This is a genomic window from Aquimarina callyspongiae, from assembly GCF_034322225.1.
Taxonomy (GTDB): Bacteria; Bacteroidota; Bacteroidia; order Flavobacteriales; family Flavobacteriaceae; genus Aquimarina.
In genome coordinates this window covers 154,439-167,347 of record NZ_JAXLPA010000002.1, presented here as the reverse complement: position 1 = coordinate 167,347, position 12,909 = coordinate 154,439, and the positions used below count along the sequence as shown (strand labels likewise).

13 protein-coding genes are annotated in these 12,909 nt (G+C 31.4%); 6 read left to right on the top strand and 7 right to left on the bottom strand.

The window, feature by feature from the left end; translation table 11 throughout:
- The first annotated feature begins 38 nt into the window (after positions 1–38).
- From U0D62_RS07815 to U0D62_RS07800, 4 genes are all read left to right on the top strand, one after another.
- Positions 39–482 (top strand): type I restriction enzyme HsdR N-terminal domain-containing protein, encoded by a 444-nt coding sequence (locus tag U0D62_RS07815; RefSeq protein ID WP_322195208.1) that lies wholly within the window; start codon positions 39–41, stop codon positions 480–482.
- Between the two features lie 63 nt (positions 483–545).
- Positions 546–1,538, top strand: a complete 993-nt coding sequence (locus U0D62_RS07810) for a glycosyltransferase family 2 protein (RefSeq protein ID WP_322195206.1) — start codon at positions 546–548, stop codon at positions 1,536–1,538.
- A gap of 101 nt (positions 1,539–1,639) precedes the next feature.
- Positions 1,640–2,506, top strand: a complete 867-nt coding sequence (locus U0D62_RS07805) for an OmpA/MotB family protein (RefSeq protein WP_322195204.1) — start codon at positions 1,640–1,642, stop codon at positions 2,504–2,506.
- A gap of 141 nt (positions 2,507–2,647) precedes the next feature.
- Positions 2,648–3,034, top strand: coding sequence for a hypothetical protein (locus U0D62_RS07800; RefSeq protein WP_322195202.1), 387 nt, complete (start codon positions 2,648–2,650; stop codon positions 3,032–3,034).
- Between the two features lie 17 nt (positions 3,035–3,051).
- On the opposite strand, the gene U0D62_RS07795 is transcribed toward U0D62_RS07800, so the two are convergent.
- Entirely contained in the window at positions 3,052–3,753 is a 702-nt protein-coding gene (locus U0D62_RS07795; protein ID WP_322195200.1) for a LytR/AlgR family response regulator transcription factor, read from the bottom strand.
- Complete coding sequence (locus U0D62_RS07790) at positions 3,750–4,871, bottom strand: sensor histidine kinase (RefSeq protein WP_322195197.1); 1,122 nt, start codon at positions 4,869–4,871, stop codon at positions 3,750–3,752. The genes U0D62_RS07795 and U0D62_RS07790 overlap by 4 nt, the downstream gene beginning before the upstream one ends.
- A gap of 218 nt (positions 4,872–5,089) precedes the next feature.
- Between U0D62_RS07790 and U0D62_RS07785 the strand changes: the two genes are divergently transcribed.
- Entirely contained in the window at positions 5,090–6,091 is a 1,002-nt protein-coding gene (locus U0D62_RS07785; RefSeq protein WP_322195195.1) for an alpha/beta fold hydrolase, read from the top strand.
- A 143-nt stretch (positions 6,092–6,234) separates the two neighbouring features.
- Here U0D62_RS07785 and U0D62_RS07780 read toward each other — a convergent pair whose 3' ends face one another.
- A complete protein-coding gene (locus tag U0D62_RS07780) occupies positions 6,235–6,816 on the bottom strand; it encodes a hypothetical protein (protein WP_322195193.1) in 582 nt (193 codons plus the stop codon).
- A gap of 222 nt (positions 6,817–7,038) precedes the next feature.
- Here U0D62_RS07780 and U0D62_RS07775 point away from each other — a divergent pair, with 222 nt between their 5' ends.
- Positions 7,039–7,911 (top strand): AraC family transcriptional regulator, encoded by an 873-nt coding sequence (locus tag U0D62_RS07775; RefSeq protein WP_322195191.1) that lies wholly within the window; start codon positions 7,039–7,041, stop codon positions 7,909–7,911.
- Between the two features lie 33 nt (positions 7,912–7,944).
- On the opposite strand, the gene U0D62_RS07770 is transcribed toward U0D62_RS07775, so the two are convergent.
- The 4 genes from U0D62_RS07770 to U0D62_RS07755 all read right to left on the bottom strand — a co-directional run bounded on the left by U0D62_RS07770 (position 7,945) and on the right by U0D62_RS07755 (position 12,734).
- Entirely contained in the window at positions 7,945–8,565 is a 621-nt protein-coding gene (locus U0D62_RS07770; protein WP_322195189.1) for an L-threonylcarbamoyladenylate synthase, read from the bottom strand.
- Positions 8,566–8,732: 167 nt separating this feature from the next.
- On the bottom strand, positions 8,733–9,626 hold the full coding sequence (locus U0D62_RS07765; RefSeq protein WP_322195187.1) for a Cif family virulence factor: 894 nt from the start codon (positions 9,624–9,626) through the stop codon (positions 8,733–8,735).
- 84 nt (positions 9,627–9,710) lie between these two features.
- On the bottom strand, positions 9,711–10,334 hold the full coding sequence (locus U0D62_RS07760; protein ID WP_322195185.1) for a Crp/Fnr family transcriptional regulator: 624 nt from the start codon (positions 10,332–10,334) through the stop codon (positions 9,711–9,713).
- Positions 10,335–10,400: 66 nt separating this feature from the next.
- A complete protein-coding gene (locus U0D62_RS07755) occupies positions 10,401–12,734 on the bottom strand; it encodes an ATP-dependent helicase (RefSeq protein ID WP_322195184.1) in 2,334 nt (777 codons plus the stop codon).
- Positions 12,735–12,909: the final 175 nt, after the last annotated feature.

The window sequence follows — 12,909 nt, the reverse complement described above, 5'->3', positions numbered from 1 at the left end:
AATTTGCTGGAATCCTTATTGGTTGTTACATGAGTTTTATGCAAAAGCTTCACTTTCCCTCATATCAATTCAGGTTCAAAAGTAGCGAAAATAAAGTTTCTATTTTTGACAGAATTCGTAAAAAATTTATCATTCTCACTCCCGAGGAATGGGTAAGGCAACATACTTTACATTATCTAATAGAAGAAAAAAAATATCCCGAAAGCCTTATCAATGTAGAAAAACTCATTAAAGTTAACGACCTTAACAAGCGTTATGACATTATTATATTCAATCCTGATGGTAGTATACGCTTGATTGTAGAATGTAAATCTCATACAGTAAAGATTACTCAGGATGTTTTTGATCAAATCGCTAGATATAACCTGGCACTTAATGCAGAATATCTAATGATTACCAATGGATTAGATCATTACTATTGTCAGATGGATTATGCTGAGCAACAGTATTCTTTTCTAAAAGATATTCCCGATTATAAATAACTCTTTCTATCATTCAACAATAGAGGTTTTGAATCTCTAAATTAAACTCATTACTTTGCACCCGTGAAAACAGCAATTGTCATACTTAACTGGAACGGACGTTCATTATTAGAGCAATTTTTACCTTCTGTTATAGCTCATTCTAAAGAAGCCGATATTTATCTGGCTGATAATGCTTCTACAGATGAGTCTATTCAATATGTAAAAGCTACATTTCCCGAAATTCAAATTGTAAAAAATGAAGTTAATGGAGGATATGCTAAAGGTTATAATGATGCATTGACAAAAATTGATGCAGATCTTTATTGTTTACTCAATAGTGATGTAGAAGTAACCAAAGATTGGCTGGTTCCAGTAATTGAAGCATTTGAAAATTTTAGTGATGTTGCGGCAATACAACCTAAAATTCTGGATTATAAAAAGAAAACTCACTTTGAATATGCAGGAGCTGGTGGTGGTTTTATTGATGGTTTTGGATATCCGTATTGTAGAGGAAGGATCTTCGATACATTAGAAGAAGATCATGGACAGTATAACGATACCATCCCAATATTTTGGGCTAGTGGTGCTTGCTTGTTTGTAAGGAAATCTGTTTTTGAAGAAGTAGGTAAGCTCGATGAAGATTTCTTTGCTCATCAGGAAGAAATTGATCTATGTTGGCGTATTCTTAATCGTGGTTATAAAATTATATATGTAGGAGCTTCTACTGTATATCATCTTGGAGGAGCTACTCTTACTAATATGAACCCCAAAAAGACATTTTACAATTTCAGGAATAGTCTATACCTTACTGTTAAAAATGTCAAAGGTTCTCGAATATGGTGGATCATATTTACGCGTTTAATCCTTGACGGAATCGCAGGTGTCAAATTTTTGCTAGAAGGCAAATTATCACATACAATAGCTATTATCAAAGCACATTTTAGTTTTTATCGTAATTTACCAAAAATTGTTAAAAAGCGTAAAAAACATGCCAGTCAAAAGAAATATTATTCGGTTTCTTTCGTTGTATGGCAGTATTATATTTTAAAGAGAAAGCTATTTAATCAATTATAAGGTTATATTCATTAAATTATTGTTAACACCGCAACATTGCGTCACATTTTTAATAATTTTGAGTTTATATAACCAGAACAAGACTAAAAACACATTTTCTAATGAAAAAAGCAATGATTATTGGAGCCTCTATGGCGGTATTATTATCTTCTTGTGTACCACAAAAGAAATTTGCCGAACTAGAAGCCAAACAAAAAGAAACTCAAGATCTGCTAAATACGGCTACTGTTAAATTAAATAGCTGCCTTGAAGAGAAAGCAAGTGCTTCTTCAGAATTAAAAATACTTCAAGATCAAGTTAGCAATCTTAAAAATACGAATGCTGCCCTATTAAATAACGTTGGTAACTTAGCTACACTTTCAACCAAAGAAGCTGAAAACCTGGAAAGATCACTAGAAAGCATTAAAGAAAAAGATCTTCAGATCAAAACAATGAACGATGCTCTTAACAAAAAAGATTCTGTAACTCTTGCCCTTGTAACTAGCTTAAAAGGTGCTTTAGGAAATCTTGCTGATGAAGACATCGAAGTGAATGTAGAAAAAGGAGTGGTATACGTTTCTATCTCAGATAAATTATTATTTAAGAGCGGTAGTTACAATGTATCTTCTAGAGCTCGCGAAGTATTAGGTAAAGTTGCTAAAGTAGTAAACGATAAGCCAGATATCGAGTTTCTTGTAGAAGGTCACACCGATAATGTACCTATTAAAAACAAAGTTTTATTAGATAACTGGGATCTTAGTGTAAAAAGAGCTACTTCTGTAGTACGTGTTTTACAAAACGATTTTAAAGTAGATCCAAAACGTATGACAGCTGCAGGACGTAGTTACTATATTCCTGTTGCAGATAATAGTAATGCTGGTAATCGTGCAAAAAACAGACGTACTCGTATTGTAGTATTACCTAAACTTGATCAATTCTATAATATGATCGAAGACGGAATGAAAAAAGCTTCTCAAGGAGGCAATTAAAAAAAATAATATATATTTAAAAAGGGCTAATTTAATTATTAGCCCTTTTTTATTTATTACTGTTCTATATCCATCTCATTGTTCTACAAAGTTAGAAGCAACCAAAATGAAATTTGAGCATCTTACATGTAAAGTAGAATTATGAAGGAATTAAAATTTTTTGGGATCTTATTCTTGATTGGAATATGTTTTTCTTGTGATGATGATGATGCATTAATTCAAGAACAGGAAGCTCAGAATTTAAATCAATTGTTTTTCGAAATTGAAAGCTTAGCAACTAGTGAAAACTGTAATGATTCTGCAGAATGGACTTTTACCAGTTATGGAAGTAAAGCTTGCGGAGGACCAGTCGGTTTTATAGCCTATTCAACAAATATTGATACAGAACTTTTTATTAAAAAAATACAAGAACATAGAACTGCTCAGCAAAAGTTTAATCAAAAATGGGGAGTAATCAGTGATTGCTCTCTTCCTTTACAGCCCAGTGGAGTATTATGTGAAAATGGAATTCCTGTTTTTGAATATTAAACAAAAAATACAATTTATTACTTTCCACTTATTAGGTTGCTAATTTTACTTCTATAGGTCTGACCAATAGGTATTTTATGATCCTGAATATAAATTTGATTCCCCTGAATGGTATCGATTCTGTCAATTGCTACGATAAAAGATTTATGAACTCGCAAAAATTTTTCTTTCATAAGCGATGTCTCTAAAGCAGAAATTTTTTCATGAGTAAGAATCATTTTTTCAGTAAAATAGACTTTAGAGTAATTGCCAAAAGCTTCTACAAAAAGAACATCTTGCATTTGAATTTGGTGGTACATTTTATCTCCTTTAAGAAAGAAACGATCATTTTTTATTTCATCAATCTTATTAGACTCAAAGGTTTTTACCTCCTCTCCTACTTTAATTTTATGTATTGCTTTCAAGAAGCGTTGAAGTGAGAAAGGTTTGAGTAAATAATCAACAATATCCAATTCATAACCCTCCAAAGCATATTCTTTATAAGCAGTTGTCACGATAATTTTAGGAGGTTTGGATAATGTTTTTAGTAATTCAAACCCCATAATCTTGGGCATATTGAGGTCTAGAAAAATTAAATCTACGTTTTGCTTGGATATTATTGCGGAAGCCTCCAGTGCATTGTATGCATTGCCAACTTTTTTTAATAATGGTAGTTCTGCACAATAACCCTCTATGATACGATGTGCTATCGGCTCGTCATCTACAATTAGATAATTCATGTTGTTTCTATTGATAAGCTTAGTTCGTAAATACCTTCAGGTTTGGTAATCTCTAATTTATGTTTATTAGGATAAATCATCATAAGTCTCTTCTGCAAATTATCTAATCCGATCCCGTTATTTTTTAGTCCTGTGAATTCATAATTGTTTCTAATTTTAAAAAATATACTAGAATTGGTTGTAGAAATTTCGATTCTGATAAAAGCATTTTCCATCAAACTTTCTACTCCATGCTTAAAAGCATTTTCCAAAGGAACTACCAATAATACCGGTGCTATTTTATGAGAATGAGAAATATCTTTTTTGAAGGTTATTTCTACTTTTTTCTGATATCGTATTTTGTGTAGTTCAATATAATCTTCTATATAAGAGATCTCATCTTTTAGATGAACATAATCAGCCTTACCGTCATATATGGTATAGCGCATTATATCTGAGAGTTTAAGAATCATAGCAGGGGCTTCTTCGGATTTTTCTACCACTAGTCCATATAAGTTATTCAAAGTATTAAAGAAAAAATGAGGATTGATCTGATTCTTTAGTAACATCAGTTCTGCTTTAGCTTTATCTGCTCTTAAGGTAGTTAACCATTTCCATCGATCATAAGCCCACAAAATAATCATCATTGATATTGAAATGATAAGAAAGTTTGTAACAACCGGACGGTAATCTTCAGCATAATTTGGTCTTCCTCTAAAAATAAAAAAATAGGTGATCACAGTTCCATAAGTAAAGAGAATAGCAATCTGATGTCTTTTAAAAAACCTAGGGATTACAAAATAACTGATTCCCATCCAAAATAAAATTAACAACGGTATGGTAATCGGGTTATCAGGAATATTCATATAATACTCTACAACTGCTCCCAAAAAAAGCAATCCAAATACTCCTAAAATTTTATAAATCGGAAATTTGGAAATTATAAGAGTAAGAGTTAGCCAGCAAAACAAAAAACTGAAAACATTTATAACTATATAGAGAGGCAGAATAACAGCATCAGGGCGAACTACAAAACCACCAGAAAGACTTCCTACTATGAAAATTGAGCTGGTAAGAATTCCTCCTATAATTAACTTCTTATAGCTACTCTTAATCAAGCTGGCCATATGGGTTTTCATAATTACATTGATTTATCTTATATAAAAATAATCATTCATATAAGGATGACAAATAAACGTGACAAACACGATCATTTTTAAGTCAAATCACGCCATTTTCTTATTAAACAATTATTCAATTCGCAATAGCAATGGTGTAAACGTATTTCTAGTCTGTTGGTAATAATAAATAGGTACTCAAAAAAAGGTCGTATAAGTTTGATTAAAATTTTAGTATTATGAAAATCATTAAGAAAATCTTTAAAAGAATCTTTTTATCTATTGGAGTATTAATAGCTCTTGTAATTTTAGCAGGTCTGGTTTTTCGTTTATTTGCTCCTGAACCTCATAAACCAATGGGAAGTCTTATTAATGTTGACGATGTTAAATTTCATATAAATACTACAGGTAAAAAAAGTAACAAACCTACTGTAGTTGTTGAAGCTGGTTCGGGTTTATCAACTGAGTACTATCATTGGTTAAGTGAAGGACTTAAAGATAGTGTACGAGTAGTTCGTTATGATCGTGCTGGTCTTGGTTATAGTGAACCAAGTAATACCATTCGAGATGCTGAAACAATTGCTAAAGAATTACATAATTTACTTAAAAACGCTGGAGAATCGCCACCTTACATTTTGACTGGTCATTCATTAGGCGGTCCTTATTTACGGGTATTCACACAACTTTATCCCGATGAAGTTGCTGCTTTAGTATTAATTGATGCTACTCATCCAGAACAGGTAGAGAAGTTTAATGCTGCACCTAAATCTTCCTTTAGATATAAATCTGTATTGTGGGGATTAAATTTAGCAATCATTTCTGCGGATTTAGGTATCATAGGCTTATTTGAAAATTTCTCAGGACCTATATTTGCTGGTGAAGGACTACCCGATGAAATTAACAAGCGAACTAAAGACCTTTTATTAGACGGAAAGTGTTTAAGAACTTATAAATCAGAGATAGAAAGCTACCATTCTGTATTACAACGGGCTAAAGAAACCAAAAAATTTGGTTCATTACCTGTTCGGGTTTTTACAGCTGTAGAGATAGATAAAAATCTACTTAAAGAAAAAGGAATAACCGTTGAGGACTATAAAAAAGAACACAGCAAGGGTCAAAAAGAATATTTGAAACTATCCAGAAATGCTCAACAATTTATTATAAATGGAAACCACCAAACTATATTTACAAAAAAAGAAAATGCAGATATTATTTGTAAAGAAATCCTCCAGCTATTGTAGAAGTTAAAAAGTCAACTCTTAAAAACTAACATCATACAATAATGGATATAAGTAATTACTACTTATCTTAAGTAGAATTCTTTTTATAAAAAAAAGCATCATTATAATGATGCTTTTGATTTGTGGTTGGTCAATAAAACAATTTAAATACTAACCTCTTTTATAAAGGTTCTCTCCTTTTGCTTAAAGAGAATTCTATACGTTTCTGATGGCATTGTAGAAAAATCGAATACTCGTTTTAAAACTTCATCTGTACTACTTTCTTCAATCAACAGGATATCTTCTTTATCGTATATTTGAATGGTTACTGATGATTTTTCTGGATTACTAAGCATAATTTTAACCAGCTTGTTTTTACTTTTTACCACTGGCTTAAATACTGTTACTGCAGAGTTTTTAATTAATGAAATCCCTTTTTTATTTTTTAATACCGGTGTTACCTTTATTTCATAAACGGTTTCTGTCTCTACAAAATAGACTCCATCAGGCACATTGCTTAAGTTAAAATATTTTTGATACGCTGGCATCGCATCCAAAGTAGCATTAAACAATATTTCTCCATTATAATCTTTTAGATACAACTTTTCTCCTTTGGTTATATTAGATAAAGAAACGTTGATCATAGAAGAATTTAGTATCTCTACAGAAAGTACTTCAGAAGCTTTAGCCAGATTACTAAATACAATCGCAACAATCAGTAGGCTTAGGTTAATAACTCTTCTCATAATTTTAAGTTTTAGTTGTTAAAGTTTTACAATGCAAATGTAAATTGAGTTTAAAAGATGAAATACATATATATTTGCATAAATATGTTCAATTTTAACCTTGTATAATATCCTAAAATCACTTCAGAGTTAATTTAACATATCATTTAAAATGATTTTACATCTTATTAACAATCAAATTGAGTAATTCATTTTAAAATTGAACCATCAAAATTGGTGATCATGAAAAATGTAAAACCCTCTTTAGAGAAAATTGTACCAGAGTTCGGAAGTTCTTTCTATTATGAGAATTTTTCTAAAGAGAAAATGAATCGAGCTCCTATATGGCACTATCATCCCGAAATAGAGATTGTTTATGTAAATGGAGGTACTGGAAAAAGACAAATAGGAAGTCACATGTCATATTATAGAAATGGTACTTTGATTTTAATTGGTTCTAATTTGCCACATTGTGGTTTTACAGATAGCCTTACAGGTAATAGCAGCGAGACTATTATACAAATGTTGCCAGATTTTTTAGGGCATTCATTTTTTGCTATACCAGAAATGAATAGCATTGGTCATCTTCTGGAAAGAGCAAGGAAAGGAATTGTTTTTCATGGCGATACCAAAAGAAATATCGGATCCCAAATAGAAAATCTTAAAAACCTGGATGCTTTTGATAAATTATTGGGAATTCTTCATATTCTCAAAGAAATGGAACAAACTAATGAATATACTATCCTTAATGCAGAAGGGTTTGTGATAGAAACGGCTTTACAGGATAACAATCGAATTAATAAAGTGTTCAATTTTGTGAGAGAAGAGTTTATGCGTCCAATTCCTTTAGAAGAAATTGCAGATAAAGTAAGTATGAGTATTCCTGGTTTCTGTAGGTACTTTAAAAAAATAACCGGAAAAACTTTTATTCAGTTTGTGAATGAGTATCGATTGGTACATGCGGCCAAATTACTTCATGAAAAACAAACAAGTATTACCGATATCTGTTATGAAAGTGGTTTTAGTAATTTTTCTCATTTTAATAAGTTATTCAAGAAATTTACTGGAAAAACACCTAGCGAATATAGAAATGAACTAAAATATGCAGTGTCTTAATTTTTTTACTCTGTATTTTATATCAGAAAACAATTAAATAATATCAACACTTCCTTTTCCTTCTCTAACCAAAATAGGCTCTCTGGTCGTTAAATCGATTACAGTAGAAGGAATATTATCACCATAACCTCCGTCAATTACTATGTCTACGAGATTATCCCATTTTTCTAGTATTAACTCTGGATCAGTAGTATACTCTATTACTTCATCCTCATCATAAATAGAGGTAGAAACGATTGGATTACCTAACTCTTCAACAATAGCCAGGCATATATTATTCTCAGGAACCCGGATTCCTACAGTTTTCTTCTTCTTAAAAACGGTTGGTAAATTATTACTCCCAGGAAGAATAAAAGTATACGGCCCTGGCAGCGATCTTTTTAATAGTTTAAAAGTCGAATTATCTATTTGCTTGACATAATCAGACAAATTACTAAGATCTTTACAAATAAATGAGAAGTTGGCCTTTGCTAATTTCACTCCTTTTATATGTGCTATCTTTTCTAATGCACGTGTATTGGTAATATCGCATCCTAATCCATAAACGGTATCTGTAGGATAAATAATTAACCCTCCATTTCGCAAACAATCTACTACCTGCTTAATTTCTTTTGGGTTTGGATTTTCTTCATACAATTTTATGAAATCTGCCATATCTATTTTCTTAGGATAAAGATACTTCTTATTACTAATATTTCAATTTAAAAATACTTGTATTTCATCTGATTCGATCTGTTTCATGATATTTTTAATAATAAAAACATGTAATAAATATGTTCGGGTTTAAATATAATTATCTAAACCCAAACACATCATCTAGTTTAGTGATTATATTGTTTTAAAACCTCAAATTCATCGTAATCCAATAACCAGGTGTCATTTTCCTTAACCCATTTTTCCTGATATATTTTCCCTTCGCCAATATTCATAGACCAATCAGAACTCAATTTGATTACAGTAGTATTAATAACTTCAAATTTAGGGTTGTTATATATCAAATTAGAAGCTCCATCATTCATGAGTGTATTCCAAAAACTTTGTATATCTGTTTTGCTATGTAGATTAGTAAAAGGAATTGCATTCATGGTAGCATTTTTTGTATAACCTTCTCCACAAATATCGCCATTACCTGCATTAAAACCTTCTATCCATTTGATAGAGCTGTTAATTACATCTTCAAGTAATAGGTGACTTCCTATTGGGTTTGTAGGATTTTCTTTTGGTGTCTCATATTGTTCTTTTACCTCAAAATCATCATATACCAAAACCCATTTATTATTTTCTTTGATCCATTTTTCCTGATATATTACTCCTCTACCAATATTCATACTCCAATTAGCCGATAACAATGCTGTTGTTTTATTGATTACCTCTATTGCTACATTGGTATAAATTAAATTAGATGCTCCGGATTCTATAAACGGTTTCCAAAATGCCTCAATCTCTGTTTCTCCTTGTTTCAGTCCAAAAGGAGTAGCACGCATAACTGCATCTTTTTTATATCCAGCTATACAAGTACTGACATTACCTTGGTTAAAAGCATTAATCCAATCTTTACTGGCTTGCAAAACCTCTAAAGCTATAGAATGATGCGCTGTAGATTCTTGATTCGTATAGGATTGCTTTTCTATTTCTGTTTTTTCTTTGGGAGTTGTTGTGCACGAAAACAAGATACACACCAATACAAAACTTATTAACTTACTAATTACTTTCATTTTAATACTATTTTAATTTTATACAGACAAAATAAATAGTATTACGAGTAGTAAACCTGTGCCTTTTGGCACAAGTCTGAAAATTTATTTTAAAATTTCTACAGATTTTTGACCAAGACGTATTAACTCTTCTTTTTCTAATTTCTTTAATAACCTTGAAACTACTTCTCTTGTAGTACCCAGTTCATTGGCTATTTGTTGGTGAGATCTTTGTAATATTTTTTGATTTAGATTCTGGCTTTCTTCTAATAAGTATTCTAAAAGTCTTTCTCTTAAAGGTTTAAAAGCTAATCTCGCATAACTTTCCATCAAAACTTGATAACTTTCTCTAAAAGTATTGATGTTAAAGTTATTCCAGGATTTGTACTTAAAACACCAATCTTTAACAAACCGAACCGGTATATTTAATACGATAGAAGGTTCTTCGACAATTGCTTTTACATTACTTTTACAATCATCAAAACAGGCAGATAATGAGAGCGTACAGGTTTCCATATCTCCTAAATAGTAGATAAGCACTTCTCTATCTTCGCTTTCCTGAAAAACCCGAACTTTACCTTTAAGTACAATTTTTAGTACCTGAATATATTCATTAGTCTTTATCAGTAAATCTCCTTTTGCATGTTCGGTAATATAGGATTGTTGCTTAATTTCCTTTTTAAGCTCTTCTTCATGAATATGCAATTGTTTGAAAAACAGGTCCAACATAATAAACAAGTTGTCTTTTATATTAGTTATTACACCAAGATAACGGGTTAATTAATACTTAAAAAATTATCCTATCACTTTTAATTTAGCAAAACGGAGTAATAATTTTTTTATTCCTCCTTTATCAAATTGAATTTCTGCTTTTTTATCCTGGCCAACTCCTTCTATTTTTAATATTTTCCCAATACCAAATCTCATGTGTTCAACTGCGGTCCCTGGAGCGAGATCTCCATCAAAAAGGTCAGTTTTAGATTCAGAAGCACTAGTATTATCAGATATAGGTCTAAGTTTTCTCAATTTCTGAAGTTGTTCTTCAGAAGGTTTATGTGCTAAAGGAGGAGAACTCGATACAGGTTTTTTAAGCCTTAGTTTGCTTTTATCTACTTCTCCAAAAATATCAGAATCCACTAATGGCTTATAACGATAGCCTTCTATTGGTGTAATATATTCTAAGAATTTCTCATCTATTTCTTCTATAAATCGACTAGGTTCTGCATCTACTAATTTACCCCAACGATAACGAGATTGTGTATAAGTAAGATATGCCTGTATTTCTGCTCTGGTTAATGCTACATAAAACAATCGTCGTTCTTCTTCCAACTCACTTCTGGTATTCATACTCATTCCCGAAGGAAACAGATCTTCTTCCATTCCTACGATATATACATACGGAAATTCAAGTCCTTTTGCCAGGTGAATTGTCATAAGTGCTACTCTATCATCATCTCCAGTATCCTGATCCAAGTCTGTTGCCAAAGCTACATCTTCAAGAAATTCTGCCAGTGATCCCGTTGCATCTGCTAATTCTCTTTGACCCTCTACAAAATCACGAATACCATTTAACAATTCTTCAATATTCTCAATACGGGCAATACCTTCTGGAGTGCCATCCTTTTTAAGTTCTTGTATTAACCCTGTTTTTTTGGCTATGGTTTCTGCAAGAACAAACGCATCAGAAGTCTGGTTGGTGATCTGAAAATTTTTGATCATATTCATAAAATTCTCCAACCTAGTTTTTGTACCACTATTAATCTTTAAATTAATGCGATCTAAATTTTCAATTACCTCAAAAATTGAGCGATCATAATGATTGGCAGCTACCACCAGTTTATCAACAGTAGTAGATCCAATACCTCTTGCAGGGTAATTAATAACTCGTTTTAGAGCTTCTTCATCTTTGGGATTGATCACCAATCTTAAATATGCAAGTACATCTTTAATTTCCTTACGTTGATAAAATGATAAACCTCCATATATTCTATACTTAATATCTCGTTTTCGCAATGCATCTTCTATAGCTCTTGATTGTGCATTGGTTCGATATAAAACTGCAAATTGACCGTTATTAAGTTGATGCTGCATTTGATTCTCAAAAATAGAACTTGCAACATATCTTCCTTCATCTCCATCAGTAATTAAACGATTAACAATGATTTTAGGACCTGGATCATTTGCTGTCCAAACTACTTTATCAAGTTTGGTTTTGTTTTTATCTATGATTGAGTTTGCAGCTTCAACAATATTCTTTGTAGATCTGTAATTTTGCTCTAAACGATATTGTTGAACATTGTCATAATCACGCTGAAAATTGAGAATATTATTAATATTCGCTCCTCTAAATGCATAAATACTCTGCGCATCATCTCCTACCACACAGATATTTTGAAATTTATCTGATAATGCTCTAACTATAAGGTACTGTGAATGATTCGTATCTTGATACTCATCTACCAGTATATATCTAAATCGATTTTGATACTTTGCTAAAACTTCTGGAAAACGATTTAAGAGTTCATTTGTTTTTAACAATAGATCATCAAAATCCATAGCTCCCGCTTTAAAACATCGTTCTACGTATTGCTCATAAATCTCTCCTAAACGAGGTCTTTTGGCCATTGCATCAGCTTCGACTAATTCAGAGTTTTGAAAATAAGCTTTAACCGTTATCAAACTATTTTTATAAGAAGAGATACGAGAATACACTTGTTTATACTTGTATATATCTTTATCTAATCCCATCTCCTTGATAATAGAGGCAACTAATCGTTGAGAATCCTGAGTATCGTAAATAGTAAAATTAGATGGATATCCCAGTTTATCTGCTTCAAACCTAAGTATTTTTGCAAAAATTGAATGAAAAGTACCCATCCATAAGTTTTTTGCTTCGGTTGATCCTACAATCTGTGCAATACGCTTTTTCATTTCACGCGCTGCCTTATTAGTAAATGTCAAAGACAATATATTAAAAGAATCAACTCCTTGATGCATTAAATATGCAATACGATAAGTCAAAACCCTTGTTTTTCCAGAACCTGCTCCAGCAATTACTATCATAGGACCATCTTTCTGAAGTACAGGAGCCCGTTGCGCGTCATTTAATTCTGCTAAATATTCTTCCAAATCTGCAATTGTTTTTTAAAACTCGAAATTTAAGTAAAGAATGACGGTTATGGAAGTTAATATGACTTTACTTTTACACAAAAAATTAACTAATTTGATTCTTGACAATCATCTGATCCTAAAGATTTACTATATTGCATCTTCAAGATACCCCCACTTTTCTAGTAATCGGAAT

Bases quoted from the DNA above. Each gene is read 5' to 3' on its own strand.
- U0D62_RS07785 (WP_322195195.1), top strand. From the start codon at position 5,090: ATGAAAATCATTAAGAAAATCTTTAAAAGAATCTTTTTATCTATTGGA.
- U0D62_RS07800 (WP_322195202.1), top strand. From the start codon at position 2,648: ATGAAGGAATTAAAATTTTTTGGGATCTTATTCTTGATTGGAATATGT.
- U0D62_RS07760 (WP_322195185.1), bottom strand. From the start codon at position 10,334: ATGTTGGACCTGTTTTTCAAACAATTGCATATTCATGAAGAAGAGCTT.
- U0D62_RS07775 (WP_322195191.1), top strand. From the start codon at position 7,039: ATGAAAAATGTAAAACCCTCTTTAGAGAAAATTGTACCAGAGTTCGGA.
- U0D62_RS07790 (WP_322195197.1), bottom strand. From the start codon at position 4,871: ATGAAAACCCATATGGCCAGCTTGATTAAGAGTAGCTATAAGAAGTTA.
- U0D62_RS07795 (WP_322195200.1), bottom strand. From the start codon at position 3,753: ATGAATTATCTAATTGTAGATGACGAGCCGATAGCACATCGTATCATA.
- U0D62_RS07770 (WP_322195189.1), bottom strand. From the start codon at position 8,565: ATGGCAGATTTCATAAAATTGTATGAAGAAAATCCAAACCCAAAAGAA.
- U0D62_RS07765 (WP_322195187.1), bottom strand. From the start codon at position 9,626: ATGAAAGTAATTAGTAAGTTAATAAGTTTTGTATTGGTGTGTATCTTG.
- U0D62_RS07780 (WP_322195193.1), bottom strand. From the start codon at position 6,816: ATGAGAAGAGTTATTAACCTAAGCCTACTGATTGTTGCGATTGTATTT.
- U0D62_RS07805 (WP_322195204.1), top strand. From the start codon at position 1,640: ATGAAAAAAGCAATGATTATTGGAGCCTCTATGGCGGTATTATTATCT.
- U0D62_RS07815 (WP_322195208.1), top strand. From the start codon at position 39: ATGCAAAAGCTTCACTTTCCCTCATATCAATTCAGGTTCAAAAGTAGC.